The following is a 24,014-nucleotide window of genomic DNA, read 5'->3' on the forward strand; positions in this document are numbered from 1 at the left end:
TCATCCTGAAATAGTTCTGTAACGATTGCGAAATAAACAATCGTTCAATTCTTTGCCTGTGGGAGGGTGCGCAATGGATTTCGGGCTGACCGAGGAACAAACGGCCATTTTCGATATGGCCTATGGATTTGGGCAGGACAACATCGCCCCATTCGCCCGCCAGTGGGAGGCAGAAGGCACAATCCCCAAAGAGCTTTGGCCCCGTATCGGAGAGCTTGGCTTTGGCGCGCTCTACGTCTCGGAAGGCAGCGGCGGCGCCGACCTCAGCCGTCTCGACGCAACCCTCGTGTTCGAGGCGCTGTCCATGGCCTGCCCTTCTATCGCGGCGTTCCTGTCGATCCACAATATGTGCGCAAAGATGCTGGACAGTTTCGCCAGTGATGAGCTGAAATCGCGGGTCATGCCCGACGTTCTGAGCCTGAACACAGTGCTAAGCTACTGCCTGACCGAACCAGGCTCCGGCTCGGACGCCGCCGCGTTGAAGACGCGGGCTGAGCGCACGAACGAGGGCTACACTCTGAACGGTACCAAGGCCTTCATCTCGGGTGGCGGATATTCGGATGCCTATGTCTGCATGGTCCGCACGGGCGCGGAAGGTCCAAAAGGAATCTCGACCGTCTATGTCGAAGACGGCACGCCGGGTCTGAGCTTTGGAGCGCTGGAACAGAAAATGGGTTGGAAAAGCCAACCCACAGCGCAGGTCCAGTTCGACGATTGCAAAATTCCTGCAGGCAATCTGGTCGGCACTGAAGGGGACGGTTTCAAATACGCCATGATGGGCCTTGATGGAGGACGTCTGAACATCGCCTCGTGCTCCTTGGGCGCGGCGCAGGCCGGGTTGGACATGACCCTGCAATACATGTCCGAGCGGAAGGCGTTTGGGCAATCCATCGACCAATTTCAGGCCTTGCAATTCCGCCTGGCCGATATGGAGATCGAATTGCAGGCCGCGCGCACCTTCCTGCGGCAGGCTGCCTGGAAACTGGATCAAGGCGCGCCGGATGCGTCGAAATTCTGCGCTATGGCCAAGAAATTCGTGACCGAGACCGGCTCATATGTTGTGGATCAATGTCTGCAACTGCATGGCGGCTATGGCTATCTTGCCGATTATGGCATCGAAAAACTTGTGCGCGACCTGCGGGTGCATCAGATACTCGAAGGCACAAACGAAATCATGCGCGTGATCGTGGCGCGCCACCTGCTGGCCGAAACCTGAGGGGATCATGCCTGACATCGACATTCGCACAACCGGCCGCGCCGGGCGCATCACCCTGACCCGCCCAAAGGCTTTAAACGCCCTGAGCTATGAGATGTGCCTGGCCATCGACACCGCCCTGCGCAACTGGCGCGAAGACGACGAGGTCGACCTTATCATCCTCGACGCCGAGGGCGACAAAGCCTTTTGCGCAGGCGGCGACATTGCCAAACTCTATGAAACCGGGCTCGCAAGGGATTTCTCACACGGGCAAACCTTCTGGCGCGATGAATATCGCCTGAATGCGCTGATCTTCGCGTACCCCAAACCCATCATCAGCTTTCTGCAGGGTTTCACAATGGGCGGCGGAGTCGGCATCGGCTGCCACGGAACCCATCGCGTGGTCGGAGAGACGTCGAAAATCTCGATGCCGGAATGCGCGATCGGGCTGGTTCCGGATGTCGGCGGCTCGTTGATGTTGGCCTTAGCACCAGGGCGGCTGGGCGAATATCTTGGCCTCTCCGCCTTTCGGATGGGACCAGCGGATGCCATTTACGCCGGGTTCGCCGATCACTTCATCCCTCAGGCCAAGTGGCCGGACCTGATCGAACTGCTCGAGGCGTCGGGCAATGCCGAGCTTGTCACCGATCATGCCCAACCCGCACCTGACGGGAAATTGCAGCAAATGCAGCCCGGGATCGACCAGTATTTTGCCGGCGAGACACTTGAGGATGTCCTCATCAACCTTCGCTCCGAGGATACTGATTTCACGTCGAAAACCATGGAAATGATGGGCCAGCATGCCCCGCTCTCCATGGCCTGCACGGTTGAGATGATCCACCGCCTGCGCGGCCCGTCCCTGACCATGCATCGTGCATTGGATATGGAGTATCGTTTCACCTACCGCGCGCAGGAACACGGAGATCTCATCGAAGGTATTCGCGCGCTGATCATAGATAGGGATCGTAGCCCAAGCTGGCAGTACCCGGATATGAAAGTACCCGCTGTTGCGGTGTCGAAAATGCTGCAACCGCTTGGCGCGAATGCACTGACTTTTCAGGAGGATTAAGAGATGCAAATCGGTTTTATCGGCTTGGGCAATATGGGCGCGCCGATGGCGGCCAACCTTGCGAAGGCCGGGCATCAGGTGACCGGTTTTGACACGGCGGGTGTAAGCGTTGATGGAGTGACGCAAGCGCAATCCGCAACAGAGGCCGTCTCGGGCGCCGATGCCGTCATCACCATGCTGCCGAACGGCGACATCCTGCGCGCGGTCGCCAACCAGATCATCCCGACCATGCAACAGGGCGCGGTGTTGATAGACTGTTCGACTGTCGACGTAGACAGCGCCCGAGCCGTGGCAGAGCAAGCCATCGCCGCGCATCTTCTGTCCGTGGACGCGCCGGTCTCCGGCGGAATCGGAGGGGCCTCGGCCGGCACCCTGACCTTCATGGCTGGCGGAACATCCGACGCCTTTGCCAAGGCCGCTCCCCTGTTTGACATCATGGGGCAAAAAGCCGTGCATTGCGGGGAGGCCGGTGCTGGACAGGCAGCAAAAATCTGCAACAACATGATCCTCGGCGTCACCATGATCGCAACCTGTGAAGCCTTCGCCTTGGCCGACAAACTGGGCCTGGATCGGCAAAAGATGTTCGATGTGGTCAGCACGTCCTCCGGCTATAGCTGGACCATGAACGCCTATTGCCCCGCCCCCGGAGTTGGTCCCACCAGCCCTGCGGATAATGGTTATCAGCCGGGCTTCGCTGCAGAATTGATGTTGAAGGACCTGCGCCTCAGCCAGCAAGCTGCCAAAAGCGCCGATGCCGACACCCCGATGGGCCAAGCCGCAACTGCGCTCTATCAGCAGTTCGTTGAAACCGAAGGCGGTTTGGGCCAGGATTTCTCAGCCATGCTGCCCAGATTTGAAAAACGCAGCCGAGAATAAGGCACACGAGAATAAAGAACAAAGATCCTTCATTCATCTGGCCAAAAATATCCCGGAGCGCGAGGCAGAGCCTCGCAAAAAAACCGTGTCGCAGCTTATTCAGCCGCGACACGGGTTCCTGAAAGCATCGGCTTGAGGTAACGCCCGGTGTGGCTCCGCTCGACCTCAGCCACTTCTTCCGGTGTTCCGGTCGCCACGATCTCACCACCGCTGTCGCCGCCTTCCGGGCCGATATCAATGATGTGGTCTGCGGTTTTCACAACGTCCAGATTGTGTTCGATCACGACAACCGTGTTCCCTTGATCGACCAGTTCATGCAGAACTTCCAACAACTTACGTACGTCTTCAAAATGTAGCCCCGTGGTCGGCTCGTCCAGAATATACAGCGTCCGCCCGGTTGAGCGCTTCGACAACTCCTTCGACAGTTTGACCCGCTGCGCTTCCCCTCCGGACAGCGTTGTCGCCTGTTGGCCGACCTTAATATAGCCCAGCCCAACACGCGCCAGAGCATCCATCTTATCGCGGATCGACGGCACGGCCTTAAAGAACTCCTGGGCGTCTTCGACCGTCATATCAAGCACATCGGCGATGGACTTGCCTTTGAATTTAATCTCCAGCGTCTCACGATTGTACCGTGCGCCCTTACAGGTCTCGCAGGTGACGTAGACATCGGGCAGAAAGTGCATCTCGATTTTGATGACACCGTCGCCCTGACAGGCCTCGCAGCGGCCGCCCTTGACGTTGAAACTAAACCGCCCGGGCTTGTAGCCACGCGCTTTGGCCTCGGGCAGCCCCGCGAACCAATCGCGGATCGGCGTGAACGCCCCGGTGTAAGTCGCTGGATTCGAACGCGGAGTCCGCCCGATGGGGCGTTGGTCGATGTCGATGACCTTGTCCAGATGCTCCAAGCCTTTGATCGTTTCGCAAGGTGCAGGCGTTTGACGCGCGCCGTTCAAGCGCATCGAGGCGGTTTTGAACAGCGTCTCAATCGTCAGCGTCGACTTGCCCCCGCCTGACACGCCAGTCACACAGACGAATTTGCCCAGAGGGAATTCAGCCGTCACGTTCTTCAGATTGTTGCCCGTCGCTTTCACCACGGTCAGCTTTTTCTTGTTGCCCTTACGCCGTTCGGTAGGCACCGCAATTTCTCGCGTACCAGCCAGATATTGCCCGGTGACCGATGCCGCATCGGCTGTAATTTCGGCGGGTGTTCCCTTGCTGACGACCTGCCCACCGTGGACACCCGCTCCGGGGCCAATATCAAACACGTAGTCGGCCTCACGTATGGCCTCTTCATCGTGTTCGACGACGATCACCGTATTGCCCTGATCTCGCAGGTTTTTCAGCGTACCCAGCAGGCGATCATTGTCCCGTTGGTGCAGGCCGATTGACGGCTCGTCCAACACGTAAAGAACACCGGTTAGACCCGATCCGATCTGGCTGGCAAGCCTGATACGTTGGCTTTCCCCGCCGGACAAAGTACCACTTGAACGTGACAGCGTAAGGTACTCCAAACCAACGTTATTCAGGAATCCAAGGCGTTCGCGAATCTCTTTCAGAATCGCCCGTGCAATCTCATTCTTCTGAACGCTCAGGTGGTTCGGTGCGTCCTCAACCCAGGCCAGAGCCTCGCGGATCGACATCTCGACCACCTGACCCACATGCAGGCCTGCGATCTTTACGGCCAAGGCTTCTGCGCGCAGACGGTAGCCTTCGCAAGTGCCGCAAGGGCGGTTGTTCTGGTAGCGCTCAAACTCTTCCCGAATCCAGGCGCTGTCGGTCTCACGGTAGCGGCGCTCCATATTCGGAATGACGCCTTCGAAGTTGCGAGTCACCTGATAGACACGCCCGCCCTCATCATAGCGGAACTGGATTTCCTCATCCCCAGAGCCGCGCAGAAACACCTGTTGCACCTTCTTGGGCAGGTCTTTCCACGGCGTGTTCTTGTCGAACTCGTAGTGGCGCGCGATGGCTTCGATGGTTTGCAGGAAATACGGAGACTTCCCCTTTCGCCACGGCGCCAAGGCCCCGTCATACAGCTTCAGTGTCTGATCCGGCACCACAAGGCGTTCGTCAAAGAACAGCTCAACGCCCAGACCATCACAATCCGGGCAGGCCCCGAACGGCGCGTTGAACGAAAACAACCGCGGTTCGATCTCAGGGATCGTAAAGCCACTGACCGGGCAGGCAAAGTTCTCACTGAAAGTAATCCGCTCAGGATCCCCTTCGCGCGGCGCAGTTTCCAGAATTGCGATGCCATCAGCCAAATCCAGAGCGGTGCGCAGGCTGTCGGCCAGCCGCGTCTCCATCCCCTCGCGAACGACGAGGCGATCCACAACCACATCGATATCGTGGCGGAATTTCTTGTCCAGCGTCGGCGGTTCATCCAGTTCGTAGAACTCACCATCCACCTTGACGCGCTGGAAGCCCTGCTTGCGCAGTTCAAGAAACTCTTTCCTATATTCGCCCTTCCGGTCGCGCACGATGGGGGCCAACAGGTAGCCGCGTGTGCCCTCTTCCATCGTCATGATCCGATCGACCATATCCTGCACTTGCTGTGCTTCGATCGGCAGACCAGTCGCAGGGCTGTAAGGTGTCCCCGCGCGTGCAAACAGCAATCGCAGGTAGTCATAAATCTCGGTCACCGTTCCAACGGTCGAGCGCGGGTTCTTGGACGTGGTCTTTTGTTCGATCGAAATCGCCGGAGACAGCCCGCTGATATGGTCCACATCCGGCTTTTCCATCATATCGAGGAATTGCCGCGCATAGGCCGAGAGGCTTTCGACGTAACGGCGCTGACCTTCGGCATAGATCGTGTCGAAGGCCAGCGAGGATTTACCCGAGCCAGACAGCCCGGTGATCACCACCAGCTGGTCTCGCGGGATATCCACGTCAATGCTCTTGAGGTTATGCTCGCGCGCGCCGCGCACCTCGATATTCTTCAGCTCAGCCATTCTGGCCCCCAACAAACACGTCCCTCAGAGATAGGCGAGGGGCGCTGAGTCTCCAACAGAAAAGTTAGAACAAACTGTGAACGCACCGATTATTGCCGACACATATTGACATCAGCCCGAAACAACGCCCGCCTCGTGCCAAGATCCTATGTTTTTCGGAACATTCGAGGGAAAATGGCGCGGTTGACGGGGCTCGAACCCGCGACCCCCGGCGTGACAGGCCGGTACTCTAACCAACTGAGCTACAACCGCGCATCTATTTTCGTGGCCTTTGAACTGGACCAAGTCTGGCAGCGATGGCGCGGTTGACGGGGCTCGAACCCGCGACCCCCGGCGTGACAGGCCGGTACTCTAACCAACTGAGCTACAACCGCCCGCTGCCCGTTCGTTGCTGAACGTTGGGGTGTATTATGGCTACGCTCGGGCATCGTCAAGCGGCGTTTTAAAGTTTTTTGCTAGAAGCCTGAATTTTGTTTGCAGCCACTCCTCGGCCATCCTTCGAGGCGCGGCCCGTGCATCCGCGCATTTGTGCTCCACCTGCAACAGCATATTGAAATCGCGCCAAACCCCTACTCATCCTTAACGATAAAAACTAACCAGACGTTCATGCGCTTTAGTCTCATTTTGACCTGCGCCAACAAAAACACAAATCGGAGCAGCAACATGAAAAAAATCATTGCTACCAGTGCATTGACCAGCCTTCTACTGACCGGCGCGGCATATGCCGTCGAGGTGACTGGCGGATATGTGGACTTGGGCTATTCCACCTTCACAGACAGCGATCTTGGCGACGTCTACAACCTTAACGGCGCGGGCGAGCTGGCGTTTTCTCGCGCGTTCAGCCTGCAGTTGGATGCGGGCGGCTACCGGTTCGAGGACGAGGACTATAACGGCACAAACGTCACCCTGCACGCCAACCTGCACACGCAAACCGCTTCGTTCGGCGCTTTCTATGGGCAGGACCATATCGAAGACGAGACGTTTCAATTCTACGGTGTTGAGGCCGGTTTCGGCGCAGGCCCCGCGCAGATCGAAGGGTACCTGGGCTTTCAAGATCTGAAAGAATTCTCTGACGCAGATGGCGTGATCCTGGGCTTTTCGGCCGGAGGGGCCGTCACCGAGAAATGGACTGTGGTCGGCAAATACGACTACATCAACGATATCGAAGGCGCTTTGGACGTCAGCGCGTTTTCGATTGGCGCGACCTACAATGTTGGCACCAACGCACAGGTCTATGGCGAATTCGGCGCGGCGCACCTATCCATCGGCAGCGGCAGCAGCACCGAACCGTTCCTAGGAGCAGGTGTCCGTATCAACCTGGGCAACGAGCGCGGCACAACCTTCGGACGCCGTGGCGTTCTGGACAAACTGCCCGGCCTCTAAAGAACTTCAGACCCCGGCTAGCACACTGGCCGGGGTCTTAGCCCTATGGGTCTTGCAGCTGCGAATAAGCTGCGATAAGACGCCGAGCAATGGGTGATTGGCTCAGTGGTAGAGCGCTTCGTTCACATCGAAGATGTAGAAAAGCGTGCAATTTTGACCCCCTAAGCGGGGAAATCGGCGTCCAAATTTGACCCCTCCCTATGGTTGTAGACATCCTTTTCATTGAGCAGTCGATGGAGAGGCAAGCGGGATGATTTGCGTGGAAACTATTAGAAAAGTGCGTCGCTTACACCTGATCGAAAAAAAGAGCATCAAGGAAATTTGCCGTTCGCTCAATTTGAGCCGTGCAACGGTTCGAAAGATAATCCGATCGGGAGTGACGGAGTTCAAATATGAGCGCAAATCGCAGCCATACCCGGTGCTCGGGCCTTGGCGCGCGCGTCTGGATGAAACGCTTGAGGAGAACGAGGCGCTTCCGAAGAAACACCGCAAGCGGATGACCAAAATCTGGAAGGAACTCTCCGATGATGGTTTTGGCGGCGGGTATGACAGTGTTCGACGCTACACAAAGAATTGGCGCATTGCGCACGGCCGACAACAGGCGCAGGCGTTCATCCCGCTGATCTTTGATCCTGGGGAGGCGTACCAGTTCGACTGGAGTGTGGAGACGGTTTTGATGGACGGTGCACTCACGACCGTGAAGGTTGCCCATTTCAAACTTTGCCATAGCCGCATGCCATTCTCCATTGCCTATCCGCGCGAGACGCAGGAGATGGTCTTTGATGCCCACGACGAGGCCTTCAAATTCTTTGGTGGAGGCTGCATCAACGGGATCTACGATAACATGACGACCGCCGTCGATGCGATCCTGTCGGGCAAGGAAAGAAAGTTCAACAAGGCATTCTCCCGGATGTGTTCTCATCATCTGGTGAACCCGATCGCCTGTACGCGCGCGGCCGGTTGGGAGAAGGGTCAGGTTGAGAATCTGGTCAAGGAGAGCCGCGCCTATAGTTTTACACCGCGTCTGGAGGTGGCCGACTTCGATGAATTGAATGCCCGGCTGCAAAAAGACGCGATCAAACGCGCAAAAGAACTGCGGCATCCGGAAAACCTGGAGGTGACGGTCTGGGAGGAGTTCCAGCAGGAAAAGCCGCTGCTGACGCATCTGCAGAAGCCCTTCGTCGGGTTCCGTGAAAAGACGGTCGCCGTGAGCCGAACCTGCCTGATCAACTTCGAAAGAAACAAATACAGCGTTGAGGCAAGAGCTGTTGGACGTCAGGTCCAGTTGCAGGTCTACGCCACGCGGATTGTCCTGCGCCAAGACTGTGAGATTGTCGGAGAGCACGAACGGTGCTTCGGCCGAGGAAAAACGATCTTCAACCCTTGGCACTATGTGCCCGTCCTCAAGCGCAAGCCTGGCGCTCTGCGCAATGGAGCACCGTTCCGTGACTGGGACCTACCACCGGCAATGACGCAGATCTGGACCCATCTGCGGGGCACATCCGACGGAGACCGGCAACTTGCCGATATTCTTTTCGCTGCTTACCAGCACGACATTGATGTGGTCGAGGCTGCCTGCGAAGAAGCTCTAAAATCTGGCCTGCGCAAGGCCGATGCGATCCTGAACATTGTCTCTCGGCGCACCAATCCCCCGCCGCCAAAGGCGATTGAGCCGCCTGCCCACCTGCAGCTGAAAATGGCACCGATCGCGGATTGCGCTCGCTATGACAGGCTTGGAGGCTCCCATGCAACTGCGTAAGGAAATTCTCGAACTTGCCCGTCAACTGAAGTTGCCAGGCATCGTCAACTGCTTTGACGAAGTGATGCAGGCCGCAGCCAAAAACAACTGGCGGCCCCAACAGGTCGTGGCCGAACTCCTCACGGCCGAACTGGCCGAAAAGACTGCGCGCTCGATCCGGTATCAGATGGGTGCCGCAAAGTTCCCGGTCTGCAAGTCCTTACCTGAGTTCGACTTCACGGTCAGCCCCGTCAACGAGGAAGTCGTGCGCAATCTTCATGACGGCGATTTTATGGACCAGGCCAGGAATGGCGTGCTGGTCGGTGGAACCGGATCGGGCAAAACGCATCTCGCAACAGCGATCGGGGGCCACGCGGTCAATAACCGCCGGCGGGTCAGGTTCTTCAGCGCTGTGGATCTCGCGAACAAGCTGGAGGCTGAACATCGCGAAGGCAACGCCGGGCGGCTCAGCGAGCAGCTGATCCGCGTCGACCTCGTGATTATAGACGAACTCGGTTATCTGCCGTTCGCAGAGTCTGGTGGACGATTACTCTTCCATCTCATCAGCAAACTGTACGAGCGAACGTCTATTCTGCTAACAACCAACCTCGCATTTGCTGAATGGCCGAGTGTGTTCACAGATGCCAAAATGACCACTGCTCTCCTGGATCGACTGACACACCATTGCGATATCATCGAAACCGGGAACGAAAGCTGGCGAATTAACCACCGCGACTAACCTCGAAATCGGGGAATAAATTCAAAACAGACAGCAGGTCAAACCTTCAGTCGAGCTACGCTCTCTTTTCGGTTTGACCTGCTGTCCACCCCCTCCTGAATCAACCTAAACACGACCCCCTCAACGCCCCTCTTAGCTCCAAGGGGGGTCAAATTTGGACGCCGATGGGGGGTCATTATTCAATGCCGATTGACACATCGAAGATGTCAGGAGTTCAAATCTCTTATCACCCACCACCTCCAATTTTTCCCATCTCCAGACAACGCTTGTCAGGTTAGAAGCCGCCTGCGTATCCTTGATATACGCAGTGTAAAGGGTTGACACGGATGGCCAAATTGAAGCGTGACATTGGCCTACTGGGTCTGACCTTTATTTCCGTTGGCGGCATTATAGGCTCTGGATGGTTGTTCGGCCCGCTCCTGGCTGTGCAACACGCAGGACCAGCTGCGGTTCTGTCGTGGATCATTGGCGCGGTGGCCATGTTTGTTCTGGCCATCACATTCGCTGAAATCTCGGCCATGCTGCCAATTCCGGGCGGTATCGCCCGGGTTCCACAATTCTCTCATGGCAACATCGTCGCGATGGCAATGGGTTGGACGGCCTGGATCGGCTACAACACCACTGCACCCATCGAGGTTGAGGCGATGTTGAAGTACTTATCCCCCTATGCGCCGTGGTTGCACACTGCCGAGACCGGAGATCTGACGAGCGCAGGTGTGCTGGTTGCACTGTCCTTCATGCTGCTATTCGTTGTTGTAAACGCCTTGAGCGTCAAATTCTTCACGCGTGTAAACGCCACCCTAACCTGGGCGAAAATAGCGATTCCGATCATTCTCTCAGTACTCTTGATCGTGAGCAGGTTTGAGGTTCAGAACTTCAGCCGACCCGACGGGTTCGCCCCATACGGACTGCAAGGCATCATGGCTGCGGTGTCGACTGGGGGCGTGATCTTTTCCTTCATCGGATTTCGTCACATCGTCGATATGGCAGGTGAAGTCCGCAACCCGAAATTCGCAATCCCAGCCGCACTGGTCCTCTCGATCGTAATGTGTGCGGCCATCTATCTAGCCCTACAGATCGCATTTATCGGTGCCCTTGATCCAACCTCCCTTGCACAAGGCTGGTCCAGTCTCAACTTCGGCGGTGAAGGACCGCTGGATGCCGTGATAGTGTCTGTCTGCATAGTCTGGTTCCTAAGCGTATTGAATGTTGGCTCCGTCATCGGACCGTTCGGCAACGGGCTCGTTGCAACAGGATCAAATGCCCGGATCGCTATGGCCCTGTCGAAGAACGGATTTCTGCCTCAACGCATAATGCGGTTGTCCTCGTTCGGAGTACCCCTCTGGGCGCTTTTGCTGAATTTCGGGATCGGACTTTTGTTCCTGCTTACAGTCCCGTTTACCACGGTCATCGCTTTGAACGGGGCGGCCATTGTTTTGTCCTTCGCGGTAGGGCCAATCGCTGTCGTATGCCTCAGAAAGCTGATGCCAGATCACCCTCGCTCGATCCGAATCCCCGCTGTCCGTTTCGTAGGCGCTCTGGCCTTCGCCATCGCGACACTGATCGTTTATTGGAGCGGATGGGACACCGTCTGGCGCTTGGGCGTCGCGTTGATCATCGGAATGATCTTGTTGCTGATCCGCTTTCACAATCGCCTGGATGAAATGGACGTGGCCGAAGCGCGTTGGCTGATGCCTTATTTCGTCGGCATCGGTGTAATCTCAATATTTGGCCAGTTCGGAGCGGGTGCTCTAAAATTCATCCCGTTCGGCTGGGATATTCTGGTCTGCATTCTGTTCTCGACGGGGATATTCACGATCGCAGTCCGGTCGTCCTTGGCAGAGGAAAAGTTTCAGAAATACATCGAAGAAGAGGAAATTTTGGACCCGAAACAACCCGTTATCGGGCTATAGACAAAAAAGGCGGGGACCTGCCCCGCCTTTTTCTATGTGTCTTAGTGCGCCGTTGCAGACGGCCCAGAGCTTTCAGCCGCTTTTGCTGCCGCAGCCGCAGCCTCTTCTGCGGCTTCGTCCCATTCGATGGGCTCAGGCTCTTCTACCAGTGCCTGTTTCAGCACTTCCGAGACGTGTTTGACCGGGATGATCTCCAACCCTTCCTTCACGTTATCCGGAATGTCGGCCAGATCCTTTTCATTCTCTTCCGGGATCAGAACCGTCTTGATGCCACCGCGAAGGGCTGCCAACAGTTTTTCCTTCAAACCACCGATCGGCATCGCATTCCCGCGCAGTGAGACCTCACCCGTCATGGCGATGTCCTTGCGTACCGGGATACCGGTCAGGACCGAGACTATCGAAGTCACCATTGCCAAACCAGCCGACGGGCCATCCTTGGGCGTTGCCCCATCCGGCACGTGCACGTGGATATCGATCTTGTCGAACTGAGGCGGCTTCACCCCAATCTGCGGCGAAATCGACCGCACATAGGATGAGGCTGCATCGATGGATTCCTTCATCACATCGCCCAGCTTACCGGTGGTCTTCATCCGCCCCTTGCCGGGCAGTTTCAGCGCCTCGATATGTAGCAGGTCTCCACCAACCGACGTCCACGCCAGACCGGTCACGACACCAACCTGATCGTCCTGCTCGGCTAGCCCATAGCGGAACTTCGGCACGCCCAAGAAATCATCAAGATTCTCAGGCGTCACGGTGACCGAGTCGGCCTCTTTCTTGATGATCTTGGTCAGCGACTTCCGCGCCACCTTGGCGATTTCACGTTCGAGGTTCCGCACGCCCGCCTCGCGCGTGTAGGTGCGGATGATCGACTGCAGCGCCTCATCGGTCAGTTCAAATTCCTTGGCTTTCAAGCCGTGGTTTTTGACCTGCTTGCTGATCAGGTGCTGCTTGGCGATCTCGGATTTTTCCTCTTCGGTATAACCGGCCAGCGGAATGATCTCCATCCGGTCCAGCAGAGGCCCTGGCATGTTATAGCTGTTCGAGGTGGTCAGGAACATCACGTTGGACAGGTCATATTCGACCTCAAGATAGTGATCCATGAACGTGCTGTTTTGTTCCGGGTCCAATACTTCCAACATTGCCGAAGCCGGATCACCACGGAAATCCTGCCCCATCTTGTCGATTTCATCCAACAAGATCAGCGGGTTCGTGGTTTTCGCCTTTTTCAGCGCCTGAATGATCTTACCGGGCATCGAGCCAATGTAAGTCCGGCGGTGACCCCGAATTTCAGATTCGTCGCGCACACCACCCAGCGAGATGCGAATGAACTCGCGCCCCGTGGCCTTGGCAACGGACTTACCTAGCGAGGTTTTACCCACGCCCGGAGGGCCAACAAGGCACAGGATCGGGCCTTTCAGCTTTTTCGAACGCTGCTGAACCGCCAGATACTCAACAATCCGCTCTTTGACCTTCTCAAGCCCATAATGATCGGCGTCCAGAATGTCCTGCGCGCGGCCCAGATCCTTTTTGACGCGGGATTTGGTGCCCCATGGCAGCGACAGGATCCAGTCCAGGTAGTTACGCACGACGGTAGCCTCAGCCGACATCGGGCTCATGTTGCGCAGCTTCTTCAGCTCGCCTTCAGCCTTTTCGCGCGCCTCTTTCGACAGCTTGGTCTCATTGATCTTTTCTTCCAGCTCGGCGACTTCGTTACTGCCGTCCTCGCCATCGCCAAGCTCCTTCTGAATGGCCTTCATCTGCTCATTCAGATAATACTCGCGCTGCGTCTTCTCCATCTGGGATTTGACACGGGTCTTGATCTTTTTCTCGACCTGCAGAACCGACATTTCGCCCTGCATCAGGCCATATACCTTCTCAAGCCGCTCGCTGACCGAGAGCGTCTCAAGCAGTTCCTGCTTTTGCTCGACCTCAATGCCCAAGTGACCCGACACGAGGTCAGCCAGCTTGGCAGGCTCGGTGGTCTCACCAACGGCAGCCAAAGCTTCCTCGGGGATGTTCTTACGAACCTTGGCGTAGCGCTCGAACTCATCCGCGACCGTGCGCAGCAGCGCTTCGGTTGTGGTCACATCGCCGGGGATTTCGGTCAGATACTCGGCACGGGCTTCGAAAAACTGATCGTTTTCAAGGAATTCCGTAATCTGCACACGCGCCTGCCCTTCAACCAGCACCTTGACGGTGCCATCGGGCAATTTCAGCAGTTGCAGCACATTGGCCAGAACGCCGGCCTGATAGATACCATCCACATCCGGATCATCGACACTCGGGTCGATCTGGCTGGACAACAGAATTTGCTTATCATCCTGCATCACCTCTTCCAGCGCGCGGACCGATTTGTCTCGGCCCACGAAGAGCGGCACGATCATGTGTGGGAACACCACAATATCGCGCAGCGGCAGGACGGGGTATGAGGAATTCAGAGGCTCTTGCATGCTCTATCCTTATCATTGGCAAGACGGCTCTGGTCCCTACTTGAGGCAACCGCTGGCCGTCTCCTGTCTTGGATGGTTTAAGGTGGGGCTGTTACCGCCCTATTTCAACCTCACCACCGTGTCTCAATTCGCAGCATGACCAAAGGTTCTGCGGACCGCAAGGCGCGCTAGGAAGATATCCACCGAAATTGTGCCGGTGCCTGCTAAATCGGCTCAATATCGCCCTGTGTGCGCTGCGCATGGAAATTGGCCTGCCAGGCCTCAAACGTTCCTGCCGCAATAGCGTCACGCATACCCTGCATGATTTCCTGGAAGTAGTGCAGGTTATGCCAGGTCAGCAGCATGCCCGAGATCATCTCGTTCGAGCGGAAAACATGGTGCAGATAGGCGCGCGAGTAGTTCGAACAGGCCGGGCATGTGCACTCTTCGTCCAGCGGGCGTGGATCATCGGCATGGCGCGCGTTCTTGATGTTCACCACGCCGAGACGCGTGAACACCTGACCGGTGCGTCCGGACCGGGACGGCAAAACGCAATCCGTCATGTCCACACCGCGCGCCACAGCGCCTACGATATCATCCGGTTTCCCCACACCCATCAGGTAGCGTGGCTTGTCGGTGGGCAGGAAATCGGGGGCAAAATCGAGGCAGTCAAACATCGCCTCCTGCCCCTCACCCACGGCCAGACCGCCGATAGCGTAGCCCTCAAAGCCAATCGCTTTCAACGCCTCAGCGCTTTCTTCGCGAAGGTCCTGCTCCAAACCGCCTTGCATAATCCCGAACAGCGCGTGGCCGGGGCGATCCCCAAACGCATCGCGCGAGCGCTGAGCCCATCGCATCGACAGCTGCATCGACTCGGCAATGCGCTTCCGGTCCGCAGGAAGTGAGGGGCATTCATCGAAACACATCACAATGTCCGACCCCAACAGGCGTTGAATTTCCATCGACCGTTCCGGCGTCAGCTCATGCTTGGAGCCGTCGATATGGGATTTGAAGGTCACGCCCTTTTCAGTCAGTTTGCGCAGCCCTGCCAGAGACATGACCTGAAAACCGCCTGAGTCGGTCAGGATAGGACGTTCCCAATTCATGAACTTGTGCAGCCCGCCCAAACGGTCGATCCTCTCTGCCGTGGGGCGCAACATCAAGTGGTAGGTGTTACCCAGCAGGATATCGGCCCCGGTCGCACGTACGCTTTCCGGCATCATCGCCTTGACCGTCGCTGCGGTGCCAACCGGCATAAAGGCAGGCGTGCGAACGTCACCACGCGGCGTGTTGATCACGCCGGTTCGGGCTTTGCCGTCGGTTGCCTTGAGGTCAAAGGAAAACTGCTGGGTCATGTCATCATCTCGGATCGCGGAACCGGGCAGGATTTGCCCGATCCGCCGGGTCTTTGCAACCCTTCAGGGCAGAGAGGCCACGCGGGCCGTAAACAGATCAACAACCCCTGCCCCGTCAACGTCCCGGCAAACCCAAACCGGGGGGCGCCCCTCATCTGGGATTGTGGCTCCGATTGCTTCTCCCTCGGTTGCCACCTTCAATCCGGTCTGAACGGATTCGAACATATGATCATGGGTACAGGCGATGACGGCGGTCGAGTCGTGCAGGCCGCAGCCCTCCAACCCTCCGATCTCCTTGTAGAACTTCAGATAGAACCGAGAGATATCGCGCAGAAATGCCCCCATATCGGGCGATCTCAGGGCCAAATCCTCGAAATCCGCGCTCTTGTAGAGCGTTTTCAGCGTCACATCCAAACCGACCAGAACAGTCTCAGGCGGTGCCGAAAACACCGCGTCGGCTGCTTTGGCATCGTGGTAAATATTCGCTTCGGCATGTTCCGTGATGTTGCCGGGGCAATAGACCGCGCCGCCCATGATCACCAGACGTTTGAGGTTCGAGGCGAATTCGGGATCCAATGCCATGGCATCCGCGATATTGGTCAACGGGCCGACCGCGCACACGACAAGCTCACCCGGATGTTGGCGTGCCATTTCGACCAGAAACGCGGCCGCACTCACGTCGTGGTTCTGCCCAATCTCGGGGATATCGGTCAGATCACCGAAGCCTTCCGGCCCATGCACATGCTCGGATGGGCGATGGTCGTCCTCGCCATAGGCAAAGGGGGCGCCCTGCGCCACGGGGACAGCTAGTCCAAGCTTATCAACAAGATAGCGTGCATTGCGGCTGGATTGATGGACATGAGTGTTACCGAAAACGGTGGTTAGCCCGATCAAGTCAATCTCGGGTGCGGCCGCAGCGTAGGCAATCGCCATTGCATCATCGATGCCGGGGTCTGTGTCGATTATCAGTTTCATCCTCACCCGATAGCGCAAGCATTCACAGATGCAAAGCGGTCACTGTCTCTTGTTTCAGCAGTCAGTTTCCAGCATTCCGGATTTGCAACCACACCGGTTCTCGCCATACCAGAGTTGAAATCGGGAGACTCAATCCCCAAATGTATACTATAGTACACAATAAAAGAGGACAGTTATGACAGAAGAGCAGATCATCGGATTGCTTTCGTCGAATATCATTTACCTGTTGGCCGCCATTCTGGTGGTGGTCGTCATTTTCAAAGGTATCAAAATCGTTCCCCAATCTGAGAAATACGTGGTGGAACGGTTCGGACGCCTGCACTCGGTCCTTGGGCCGGGGATCAACTTTATCGTTCCATTTCTGGATGTTGCGCGTCACAAGATATCCATTCTTGAGCGCCAGCTGCCCAATGCAACGCAGGACGCGATCACCAAGGACAACGTGCTGGTGCAGATCGACACCTCGGTTTTCTACCGCATTCTTGAGCCGGAAAAGACCGTCTATCGTATCCGTGATGTAGACGGTGCGATTGCGACCACGGTCGCAGGTATTGTGCGGGCTGAAATCGGCAAAATGGACCTGGATGAGGTCCAGTCGAACCGCGCCCAGTTGATTGCGCAGATACAGGCCAGCGTTGAAACCGCCGTCGATGACTGGGGTATCGAAGTGACTCGGGCCGAAATTTTGGACGTGAACCTCGATCAGGCCACCCGCGATGCGATGCTGCAGCAGTTGAACGCCGAACGCGCGCGTCGCGCTCAGGTCACTGAGGCAGAAGGTCAGAAACGCGCAGTCGAGCTGCAGGCGGACGCCGAACTCTATGCGGCCGAGCAAACCGCAAAGGCCCGTCGCATTGAGGCCGAAGCCGAAGCCTACGCAACCGGCGTTGTTGCAAAGGCCATTCAGGACAACGGTATCGAGGCCGCTCAGTACCAGGTCGCTCTGAAACAGGTGGAATCGCTGAATGCTTTGGGCAATGGTACAGGTAAACAGACGATTGTTGTGCCGGCCAATGCGCTTGAGGCCTTTGGCGATGCGTTTAAGATGCTCAAAGGGGTTAAATGATGGCTGACCCGTTTTGGATGACGTGGTGGATCTGGATGGCGGGTGCTCTGGCGCTCGGCATTCTGGAGATCGTCCTGCCCGGGTTCATCTTTCTCGGATTCGCCATCGGGGCGGCTGGCACCGGCCTGCTGCTTCTGATCCCGGGTCTTACGCCCTCTCTGCCGGTTCTGATGCTAATCTTCGCGGTTCTGTCGCTGGTCGCATGGCTGGCCCTGCGTAAGACCTTCGCGCACCCGCATGGGCAGGTGAAAACCTTTGAGCGAGATATCAACGACTAAGCACCGGCAGCGCCCAAGAGTCACTACACGACTGGACGCTGCCAGACCTGTTCCCTATATAAACACTCAGGCAACTGACCCGAGGCAAAGATGACTCACCCGAGTGAACAGTTAGAAGGCACACCCTTGATTGCGCCATCGAGCATAGAACACCCCCTGTATGATCAGGTGGTCGAAGCGTGCCGGACAGTCTTTGACCCGGAAATCCCGGTCAATATCTACGACCTGGGCCTGATCTATACGATCGACATCAAGGACGACAACGCCGTTAAGGTGATCATGACTCTGACCGCCCCGGGCTGCCCCGTCGCCGGAGAGATGCCGGGTTGGATCATGGAAGCAGTCGAACCCGTTGCTGGCGTCAAGGAAGTCGACGTCGAATTGACCTGGGAACCGCCCTGGGGCATGGAAATGATGTCAGACGAAGCGCGGCTTGAGCTAGGCTTTATGTAGCACCAGCGCCCAGCTAAGCCTTTGTCACAAAAGGTTAACCCGTCTGTTACCAAAGTGTAGTGCTACTGTCACAGTACTGCGGGACACATGCGGCGCAAGTGTTTGTATTCCCAAACGCTCTTGCAAATGGGCCTGACTGGAAGACACCGCCCCCCATGGTACCGGCCCCGAAATTGGACCGCCCTTGCCCGAGGGCGGTCTTTTTTTTAGACCTAACTTACCCCGCACTCGGCTTTGATTTCAGCCGATCGCGCATCGAGCTGTTTGATGTAGTCACCGGACAGCATCTGCAATCTCTTGTTCTCGGTCCCCGTCACCAACCCAAGCAAAGCACCTGCCGGCGTTATGGCTGCAACGCTTTCCAATTGCTGGTCCTCAGCATGTTTCTTCTCGGCTGCAATCGCGCGCAGATCACCTTCGGCGGTTGCGCAGTTGATTGGATGTCGTTTCAGAGTTTCATCGGCAGTAGCTGGAACCGACAGGGCCACAAGACTCCCGCCAACCAAAAAAGCCCTTAAACACACCTTCACTTTACCTTCTAACCTATTCATTTTAATATATTCTCCCCAAAAAAGATCTCTGATCTCAAGCGCGTGACTGTGATCACCCAAAAACAGGCTAAACCTATCCTCAATGCGAAAGCAACACGGACACGGCTGTGCTTTCAGTATCAAATTTCAATTTCTAGGGGCTCTCTGACTTGAGCCTGCCGAAAGACGACCCTAAATTACATCTATCGCGCGACGACGGAGACTCAGATGTTCGGCATCCCCGGCAAACAAGCCGTGACCATGACGCCCAAAGCGGCAGAGCAGATCACCCGCCTGATGAAGTCTGGCGGACATGCCGGTCTGCGCATCGGCGTGAAAAAAGGTGGCTGCGCGGGCATGGAATATACCATGGACTACGTCGATGAAGCTGATCCCCATGACGAGGTCGTGGAACAAGACGGTGCGCGCGTGATGATTGCCCCGATGGCGCAGATGTTCCTGTTCGGCACCGAAATCGACTACGAAGTGTCGCTGCTGGAATCCGGGTTCAAGTTCAAGAACCCTAACGTCGTGGACGCCTGCGGCTGCGGAGAATCCATCAAGTTCGACGAAACCCTCGCCCAGCAATCCTAACTTGCGTTCAAGTGAACGTACGTCTCGTTGTAACGCCGTGTCAGGTGCTCTCCGGCAGTGATCACTTGATCTGACGTCGGAGGGGCCACATTCGTGTGGTAGGACGGGTTGAAGAATAGCGGGACCGAGATCCTCTCTTTCGTGCCACCAACCACACGATGCTCGGTCGCCTTAACCCGACCCGCGGTCCAGAATTCCAGCATCTCACCAAAGTTGATGATGAACACGCCCGGCTCGGCCTCGACCTTTTCCCAGTTGCCATCGGGCATCCGCACCTCAAGCCCCGCAGTGCCATCTGTCGCCAGAAGGGTTAGGCAGCCATAGTCGGTATGCGCACCGATACCGAAATCCTTCTCACCAGCCCAATCGGGGCGTTGTGGATAGTAGTTCCCACGCAGCAAAGCCATGGGCGTGTCAAAAGCGTCGTCGAAACTGTCCGAGCCGCGCCCCAGAACAACCGCAATTGCGCGCAGAACGCGCATCGCTACATCGCAGGCGTCGGTGTAGTAGGACTGAATAGCTTCTCGGAACCCCTCGGGCTTCGCAGGCCAAAGGTTGGGCGCATAGACGCTAAGATTTTCGGCGCGATATCGGTTTTCCAGCGGCAACTCAAAACCGCAATCGAACACTTCCTTGAAATCAGGGTTCGCGTTTGGATCGACCTGCTCGGATTTTGGCGCGCCCCAGCCCCGGTTCGACCCAGTTGACGCCATGTCGACCGACTTCTTCTCCTGCTCAGGCAGATGAAAGAAGACGCGGTAGGCCTCAATCACGTCCTGAACCCGCTCAGCGCTAAGCCCAGTGTTGCCGACGGTCAGAAACCCCACCTGCCCGACAGCACGCAGCAATCTGGCAAGCTCATCGATGTCCTGATTGTCCAGTTTTTCAAGGTTGAGTTTGTCGATCATGGCGCCCTCGGAATCGCTACGCGGACCCTGCCTTTCCGGTACCGGAACTGCAACCGGAATTGTAAGGCCGGACCAAGGGTGATATCGCATGGAAAAACCACAAGATAGCGACAAGGGAGACGCGGAGATGCGGCGCAAACTGGCGGCTGGAAACTGGAAAATGAACGGAACCAGCGCGGCGCTGAGCGAGTTGGACGCGCTCGCCGCGAAGCACCCCTCGCCCAGCGTCGATGTGCTGATCTGTCCGCCTGCCACGCTGCTGCACCGGGCCGCGGAACGCACCCAAGGCACGGGCGTTGCCGTCGGTGGACAGGATTGCCACTCCGCACCCTTGGGCGCGCATACCGGCGATACCAGCGCCGAGATGCTGAAAGACGCCGGAGCTGCGGCCGTGATCCTGGGCCATTCCGAACGGCGCGAGGACCATGGCGAGCAGAACGAAGATGTGCGCGCCAAGGCCAACGCCGTGATGGAGGCTGGCCTCCAGGCGATCATCTGCGTCGGCGAAAGCCTTGAGCAGCGCGAGGCCGCCAACACGCTGGACATCATCGGAGGTCAGATGTCGGGGTCGATCCCGGACCGCTCCACCGGTGAGAACCTGATTGTCGCCTATGAGCCGATCTGGGCCATCGGTACCGGCAAGGTTCCGACATTGGACGAGATCGGAGAGGTCCATGACTTCATCCGCGCCCGACTGGAACGCCGTTTTGGCGAAGGCGTCGGGCGCTCGGTGCGTCTGCTCTATGGTGGTTCAGTCAAACCGTCCAACGCAGCCGAGATTTTTGGCGTGTCCAATGTGGATGGCGCGTTGGTCGGTGGGGCCAGCCTGAAAGCAGCCGATTTCTCGGGCATCGTTGAAGCGCTGGAAACGGCCTAAGGACCCTCAGGCCAGTTTCATCGTGATCAGGCCCGCAACAATCAAAACTGCTGCGCAGATACGCGTGGCGGTGACGGCCTCGCCCAGAAACATGATGCCAACCAGAAACGCGCCTACCGCGCCAATACCTGTCCAGATTACATAGGCCGTCCCCAGTGGCAGGGTTCGCATCGCAAGCGCTAGCAACGCGAAGGACCCGATCATTGAAACGCCCATCACAGCCGTGGGCCACAGCCGCGTGAAACCGGCCGATTGCTTCATGGCAACGGCCCAAACAATTTCCAGCAGGCCGGCAAGTAAAAGAAAAATCCAGGACATCGAGGGCCTCTTTCGGATTTTCGGGTCGTCCCGAATGATCGCCCTTTATGGGGAGGTCGTCCTCTGACGCCTTAGGTAAGTACTCTGCACCCGTCTTCAAGACATGAAAAAACCGGGCGAGAAAACTCGCCCGGTTCACACTCGTTTATCACCCTAGTTGGTTATGATTTCTGGCCCCATGAAGGTGTTGGGCAGGAAGGTCGATATCCACGGGATATAGGTCACCATGATCAGGAAGACGAACAGCACAGCCAGGAACGGAAGCGCGGCCTTCACAACGCCCATCATCGGCATCCCGGCTACGCCCGAGGTCACGAACAGGTTCAGCCCGACCGGAGGTGTGATCCTGACTTCCGACATTTTTTCGTATAAGTCATTGATATTATTATGCCTTGGTTGCCAAAAGGCACTACACGGACTTTTTTCGCCAGCGATTGTTTCGGAGTGTTGAGGGAGCTCAGGCTTTGGTCTGGCCAGTTTTTCGGGTGCGCCCGGGGGGTATCTTGAAAGGGGCTTCGTTCCAGGTCAGGCCGACGCAGGTGAGGATGCGTCTGGCATCGACCGTGGCATGGCTTGGCATGCCGTAGCGGTCAGGGGTGCCTTTGTGGCGCAGGATCGAGAGCTGCAATGCGTTCAACTCGTTGCGGATACGAGCCGGGCTCATCGGGTGTCCGAGCAGGTCCAGATGCTTGCGCAGGTGCTGCAGGCAGCAGAAGGCCATGTAGCAGATGGCGATATGGGCCCGGACCCGACGCGGCGACCAGTGATAGATGGGCCGGATTTTCAGATCGTGCTTGTTGGTGCGGAAGCAGGCTTCGATCTCCCACAACTGGTGATAGCGGGCAATGACGTCCTGTGCCTCCAGTTCGTCCGCACCATGAACAACAATGGCATGCAGCCCGTCCCATTGTGCCGCTGCCTTGATCTTTGCATCATCCAGCGTGACGTCCCCGCTGTCGGGGAAGGCCAGGAAGCGGCCATATCCCCGGCTGCTGAAGCTGCCGGGTTTGCGAGAGCGCTTGAGCTTCTTGTGCAGCTTTTCGATTGCCTTGTCGCGCTTGTGGGCATCATTGCGTGCCCGGGTGGGTGACCAGGTCACAATGACCCGCGCTCCCTCCTGGTCGATCACCTTGTACCAGCCCTTCTCGGTTGCCTCTTCAGAACCGTGTCCAGCCCAAGGCTGGCGTCCCTCCGGGCTCAAAATGTTCGCCTTCACGGCGGCCGGGGCGGACTTCATGCGATAGCCGAGGATGTAGGGCAGACCCTTGTTCTGCAACATCTGCTGGTTGTCCTTGCTGAGCATGGCGGCATCGGCCACGAACGTGACCCTGGCCACGTCGAAGCGTCCCTCCAACGCCTTCAGCGCAGCTTCCAGCGTATGACCTTCCCAGGTGTTTCCCGGGAAGAGTTCATAGCCCACAGGCAGCCCATCGGAGGTGACGATCAGCGCCAGCATGACCTGAGCGCGGTGATGCTTGCCATCCTTGCTGAAGCCCTTGGCCAGAAGATGATCCTGCTCGACCCCGTCCGCATCCTCGGCCGGGTCCTCGCGCTCGGTGTCAAAGGCCAGGGTCGTGCAATCGTAGAACAGCACGGTCACTGGCCCGCCCAGCAACTTCTCTGCCGCCGCGTGAGAGGTTTTGCAAATCCCGTCTATCACCGGCGTATTGATGTAATCCATGCTCCGATAGACCACGTCCAGATTGAGCGTGATGCCTGCCTGGTTCTCCAACGCCTCCACGGTCGCGCGCTTGCTCTCGGGCTGTGCGATCCGCGCCATAACCAGCTCTTTCACAATGCGATTGGCACTTTTACGCGCCGCCCCCAGAAGGGCCCCCCAACCCAGTTGGTCATACATCGTCCCCATGACATCCCGCAGACCCAGAGAGACCCGCGCCTCCTCACGGCACTCGGCAAGATCAACGCCAAGCTTGTCCGGCCGCGGAGCGCGGCGCACCAGCGCCTGCAGATCGGCATATTCCGTGGGCGTGAACAGTTCCATTTGCGGCGAGCGATCAATGCGTAATTGCTCCATCAAGCGGCCCGCCAGACGCTTGATATCCTCAATCTCGCTGTCGTTATGGGCCACACCCACATGGCGCAGGATCTTCTGGCGTACCTTGGAGCCGGTGCGGACGGATTCAACGATCTGGATCCGTGTGCGGTTGAGCTTTGCGTCATGTTTGGTGCGGATGAACATGGGCGAAGAGGTTAGCCATCTGAAGGCCCATGTCAATACTTTTTATAATAATGGGGCACTACAACGCGCCTCTGAGCAACCACACCTGAAAACAAACCAAAAACCCAGTCAGATCAACAAAAAGGTCGGAAGTCAGGAAAAAACCGGGCGAGAAAACTCGCCCG

At 57.2% G+C, this 24,014-nt stretch carries 20 protein-coding genes, 2 tRNA genes and 1 pseudogene; 12 read left to right on the forward strand and 11 right to left on the reverse strand.

What is annotated here, in order from left to right; all coding sequences use genetic code 11:
- Positions 1-73: 73 nt before the first annotated feature.
- The 3 genes from ACOERD_RS15840 to mmsB are packed head-to-tail and all read left to right on the forward strand — an operon-like array spanning position 74 to position 3,140.
- A complete protein-coding gene (locus tag ACOERD_RS15840) occupies positions 74-1,216 on the forward strand; it encodes an acyl-CoA dehydrogenase family protein (protein ID WP_419739673.1) in 1,143 nt (380 codons plus the stop codon).
- Positions 1,217-1,223: 7 nt separating this feature from the next.
- A complete protein-coding gene (locus ACOERD_RS15845) occupies positions 1,224-2,264 on the forward strand; it encodes an enoyl-CoA hydratase/isomerase family protein (protein ID WP_419739674.1) in 1,041 nt (346 codons plus the stop codon).
- A gap of 3 nt (positions 2,265-2,267) precedes the next feature.
- Positions 2,268-3,140, forward strand: coding sequence for a 3-hydroxyisobutyrate dehydrogenase (mmsB, locus tag ACOERD_RS15850; protein ID WP_419739675.1), 873 nt, complete (start codon positions 2,268-2,270; stop codon positions 3,138-3,140).
- A gap of 95 nt (positions 3,141-3,235) precedes the next feature.
- Here the strand turns inward: mmsB and uvrA are convergent, their stop codons facing one another.
- From uvrA to ACOERD_RS15865, 3 genes are all read right to left on the reverse strand, one after another.
- Complete coding sequence (gene uvrA, locus ACOERD_RS15855; protein WP_419739676.1) at positions 3,236-6,094, reverse strand: excinuclease ABC subunit UvrA; 2,859 nt, start codon at positions 6,092-6,094, stop codon at positions 3,236-3,238.
- A 175-nt stretch (positions 6,095-6,269) separates the two neighbouring features.
- Positions 6,270-6,346 (reverse strand) — tRNA-Asp (locus ACOERD_RS15860).
- A 45-nt stretch (positions 6,347-6,391) separates the two neighbouring features.
- Positions 6,392-6,468: transfer RNA gene (locus ACOERD_RS15865), tRNA-Asp, on the reverse strand.
- Between the two features lie 289 nt (positions 6,469-6,757).
- On the opposite strand from ACOERD_RS15865, the gene ACOERD_RS15870 reads away from it, so the two are divergent.
- The 4 genes from ACOERD_RS15870 to ACOERD_RS15885 all read left to right on the forward strand — a co-directional run bounded on the left by ACOERD_RS15870 (position 6,758) and on the right by ACOERD_RS15885 (position 11,867).
- A complete protein-coding gene (locus tag ACOERD_RS15870) occupies positions 6,758-7,477 on the forward strand; it encodes a hypothetical protein (protein ID WP_419739677.1) in 720 nt (239 codons plus the stop codon).
- Positions 7,478-7,727: 250 nt separating this feature from the next.
- A complete protein-coding gene (gene istA, locus ACOERD_RS15875) occupies positions 7,728-9,236 on the forward strand; it encodes an IS21 family transposase (RefSeq protein ID WP_419739678.1) in 1,509 nt (502 codons plus the stop codon).
- Positions 9,223-9,954, forward strand: coding sequence for an IS21-like element helper ATPase IstB (istB, locus tag ACOERD_RS15880; RefSeq protein WP_419737606.1), 732 nt, complete (start codon positions 9,223-9,225; stop codon positions 9,952-9,954). The genes istA and istB overlap by 14 nt, the downstream gene beginning before the upstream one ends.
- Before the next feature lie 326 nt (positions 9,955-10,280).
- Positions 10,281-11,867 carry an APC family permease gene (locus ACOERD_RS15885; RefSeq protein ID WP_419739679.1) on the forward strand — a complete coding sequence of 529 codons (1,587 nt, stop codon included), beginning with the start codon at positions 10,281-10,283 and terminating at the stop codon, positions 11,865-11,867.
- A gap of 41 nt (positions 11,868-11,908) precedes the next feature.
- Here ACOERD_RS15885 and lon read toward each other — a convergent pair whose 3' ends face one another.
- From lon to ACOERD_RS15900, 3 genes are all read right to left on the reverse strand, one after another.
- Positions 11,909-14,317 (reverse strand): endopeptidase La, encoded by a 2,409-nt coding sequence (lon, locus tag ACOERD_RS15890; RefSeq protein ID WP_170373590.1) that lies wholly within the window; start codon positions 14,315-14,317, stop codon positions 11,909-11,911.
- Positions 14,318-14,520: 203 nt separating this feature from the next.
- Positions 14,521-15,651 (reverse strand): tRNA guanosine(34) transglycosylase Tgt, encoded by a 1,131-nt coding sequence (tgt, locus tag ACOERD_RS15895; protein ID WP_419739680.1) that lies wholly within the window; start codon positions 15,649-15,651, stop codon positions 14,521-14,523.
- A gap of 63 nt (positions 15,652-15,714) precedes the next feature.
- Complete coding sequence (locus ACOERD_RS15900) at positions 15,715-16,626, reverse strand: nucleoside hydrolase (protein ID WP_419739681.1); 912 nt, start codon at positions 16,624-16,626, stop codon at positions 15,715-15,717.
- Between the two features lie 175 nt (positions 16,627-16,801).
- Between ACOERD_RS15900 and ACOERD_RS15905 the strand changes: the two genes are divergently transcribed.
- From ACOERD_RS15905 to ACOERD_RS15915, 3 genes are all read left to right on the forward strand, one after another.
- The gene (locus tag ACOERD_RS15905) at positions 16,802-17,692 is read left to right on the forward strand and encodes an SPFH domain-containing protein (protein ID WP_170373587.1); all 891 of its coding nucleotides are present in this window, start codon (positions 16,802-16,804) and stop codon (positions 17,690-17,692) included.
- Positions 17,692-17,970, forward strand: coding sequence for an NfeD family protein (locus ACOERD_RS15910; RefSeq protein WP_419739682.1), 279 nt, complete (start codon positions 17,692-17,694; stop codon positions 17,968-17,970). Before ACOERD_RS15905 ends, ACOERD_RS15910 begins: the two co-directional genes overlap by 1 nt.
- A 90-nt stretch (positions 17,971-18,060) precedes the next feature.
- Positions 18,061-18,423 carry an SUF system Fe-S cluster assembly protein gene (locus tag ACOERD_RS15915; RefSeq protein ID WP_419739683.1) on the forward strand — a complete coding sequence of 121 codons (363 nt, stop codon included), beginning with the start codon at positions 18,061-18,063 and terminating at the stop codon, positions 18,421-18,423.
- A 212-nt stretch (positions 18,424-18,635) separates the two neighbouring features.
- Here ACOERD_RS15915 and ACOERD_RS15920 read toward each other — a convergent pair whose 3' ends face one another.
- Positions 18,636-18,974: a hypothetical protein gene (locus ACOERD_RS15920; protein ID WP_419739684.1), complete on the reverse strand. Its 339-nt coding sequence runs from the start codon at positions 18,972-18,974 to the stop codon at positions 18,636-18,638.
- 207 nt (positions 18,975-19,181) lie between these two features.
- On the opposite strand from ACOERD_RS15920, the gene ACOERD_RS15925 reads away from it, so the two are divergent.
- Positions 19,182-19,547 carry a HesB/IscA family protein gene (locus ACOERD_RS15925; protein WP_170467154.1) on the forward strand — a complete coding sequence of 122 codons (366 nt, stop codon included), beginning with the start codon at positions 19,182-19,184 and terminating at the stop codon, positions 19,545-19,547.
- Here ACOERD_RS15925 and ACOERD_RS15930 read toward each other — a convergent pair.
- Complete coding sequence (locus ACOERD_RS15930) at positions 19,544-20,455, reverse strand: isopenicillin N synthase family dioxygenase (RefSeq protein WP_419739685.1); 912 nt, start codon at positions 20,453-20,455, stop codon at positions 19,544-19,546. The genes ACOERD_RS15925 and ACOERD_RS15930 overlap by 4 nt on opposite strands.
- A gap of 127 nt (positions 20,456-20,582) precedes the next feature.
- On the opposite strand from ACOERD_RS15930, the gene tpiA reads away from it, so the two are divergent.
- The gene (tpiA, locus tag ACOERD_RS15935) at positions 20,583-21,332 is read left to right on the forward strand and encodes a triose-phosphate isomerase (protein WP_419740153.1); all 750 of its coding nucleotides are present in this window, start codon (positions 20,583-20,585) and stop codon (positions 21,330-21,332) included.
- Between the two features lie 6 nt (positions 21,333-21,338).
- Here tpiA and ACOERD_RS15940 read toward each other — a convergent pair whose 3' ends face one another.
- The 3 genes and pseudogenes from ACOERD_RS15940 to ACOERD_RS15950 form a co-directional block, all read right to left on the reverse strand.
- The gene (locus tag ACOERD_RS15940) at positions 21,339-21,650 is read right to left on the reverse strand and encodes a DMT family transporter (RefSeq protein WP_170373583.1); all 312 of its coding nucleotides are present in this window, start codon (positions 21,648-21,650) and stop codon (positions 21,339-21,341) included.
- A 153-nt stretch (positions 21,651-21,803) separates the two neighbouring features.
- Positions 21,804-21,995: pseudogene (locus tag ACOERD_RS15945) on the reverse strand (TRAP transporter large permease subunit); the annotation flags it as partial.
- A 112-nt stretch (positions 21,996-22,107) separates the two neighbouring features.
- Positions 22,108-23,850, reverse strand: a complete 1,743-nt coding sequence (locus ACOERD_RS15950; RefSeq protein WP_419737624.1) for an IS1634 family transposase — start codon at positions 23,848-23,850, stop codon at positions 22,108-22,110.
- Between the last annotated feature and the right edge of the window lie 164 nt (positions 23,851-24,014).

This window comes from Ruegeria sp., from assembly GCF_965199275.1.
In the GTDB taxonomy this organism is placed as follows: domain Bacteria; phylum Pseudomonadota; class Alphaproteobacteria; order Rhodobacterales; family Rhodobacteraceae; genus Ruegeria.

Bases quoted from the DNA above. Each gene is read 5' to 3' on its own strand.
- tpiA (WP_419740153.1), top strand. From the start codon at position 20,583: ATGCGGCGCAAACTGGCGGCTGGAAACTGGAAAATGAACGGAACCAGC.
- ACOERD_RS15925 (WP_170467154.1), top strand. From the start codon at position 19,182: ATGTTCGGCATCCCCGGCAAACAAGCCGTGACCATGACGCCCAAAGCG.
- ACOERD_RS15840 (WP_419739673.1), top strand. From the start codon at position 74: ATGGATTTCGGGCTGACCGAGGAACAAACGGCCATTTTCGATATGGCC.
- tgt (WP_419739680.1), bottom strand. From the start codon at position 15,651: ATGACCCAGCAGTTTTCCTTTGACCTCAAGGCAACCGACGGCAAAGCC.
- lon (WP_170373590.1), bottom strand. From the start codon at position 14,317: ATGCAAGAGCCTCTGAATTCCTCATACCCCGTCCTGCCGCTGCGCGAT.
- ACOERD_RS15905 (WP_170373587.1), top strand. From the start codon at position 16,802: ATGACAGAAGAGCAGATCATCGGATTGCTTTCGTCGAATATCATTTAC.
- uvrA (WP_419739676.1), bottom strand. From the start codon at position 6,094: ATGGCTGAGCTGAAGAATATCGAGGTGCGCGGCGCGCGCGAGCATAAC.
- ACOERD_RS15845 (WP_419739674.1), top strand. From the start codon at position 1,224: ATGCCTGACATCGACATTCGCACAACCGGCCGCGCCGGGCGCATCACC.
- istB (WP_419737606.1), top strand. From the start codon at position 9,223: ATGCAACTGCGTAAGGAAATTCTCGAACTTGCCCGTCAACTGAAGTTG.
- ACOERD_RS15910 (WP_419739682.1), top strand. From the start codon at position 17,692: ATGGCTGACCCGTTTTGGATGACGTGGTGGATCTGGATGGCGGGTGCT.
- ACOERD_RS15900 (WP_419739681.1), bottom strand. From the start codon at position 16,626: ATGAAACTGATAATCGACACAGACCCCGGCATCGATGATGCAATGGCG.
- ACOERD_RS15915 (WP_419739683.1), top strand. From the start codon at position 18,061: ATGACTCACCCGAGTGAACAGTTAGAAGGCACACCCTTGATTGCGCCA.
- ACOERD_RS15885 (WP_419739679.1), top strand. From the start codon at position 10,281: ATGGCCAAATTGAAGCGTGACATTGGCCTACTGGGTCTGACCTTTATT.
- ACOERD_RS15930 (WP_419739685.1), bottom strand. From the start codon at position 20,455: ATGATCGACAAACTCAACCTTGAAAAACTGGACAATCAGGACATCGAT.
- mmsB (WP_419739675.1), top strand. From the start codon at position 2,268: ATGCAAATCGGTTTTATCGGCTTGGGCAATATGGGCGCGCCGATGGCG.
- ACOERD_RS15940 (WP_170373583.1), bottom strand. From the start codon at position 21,650: ATGTCCTGGATTTTTCTTTTACTTGCCGGCCTGCTGGAAATTGTTTGG.
- ACOERD_RS15920 (WP_419739684.1), bottom strand. From the start codon at position 18,974: ATGAATAGGTTAGAAGGTAAAGTGAAGGTGTGTTTAAGGGCTTTTTTG.
- ACOERD_RS15870 (WP_419739677.1), top strand. From the start codon at position 6,758: ATGAAAAAAATCATTGCTACCAGTGCATTGACCAGCCTTCTACTGACC.
- ACOERD_RS15950 (WP_419737624.1), bottom strand. From the start codon at position 23,850: ATGTTCATCCGCACCAAACATGACGCAAAGCTCAACCGCACACGGATC.
- istA (WP_419739678.1), top strand. From the start codon at position 7,728: ATGATTTGCGTGGAAACTATTAGAAAAGTGCGTCGCTTACACCTGATC.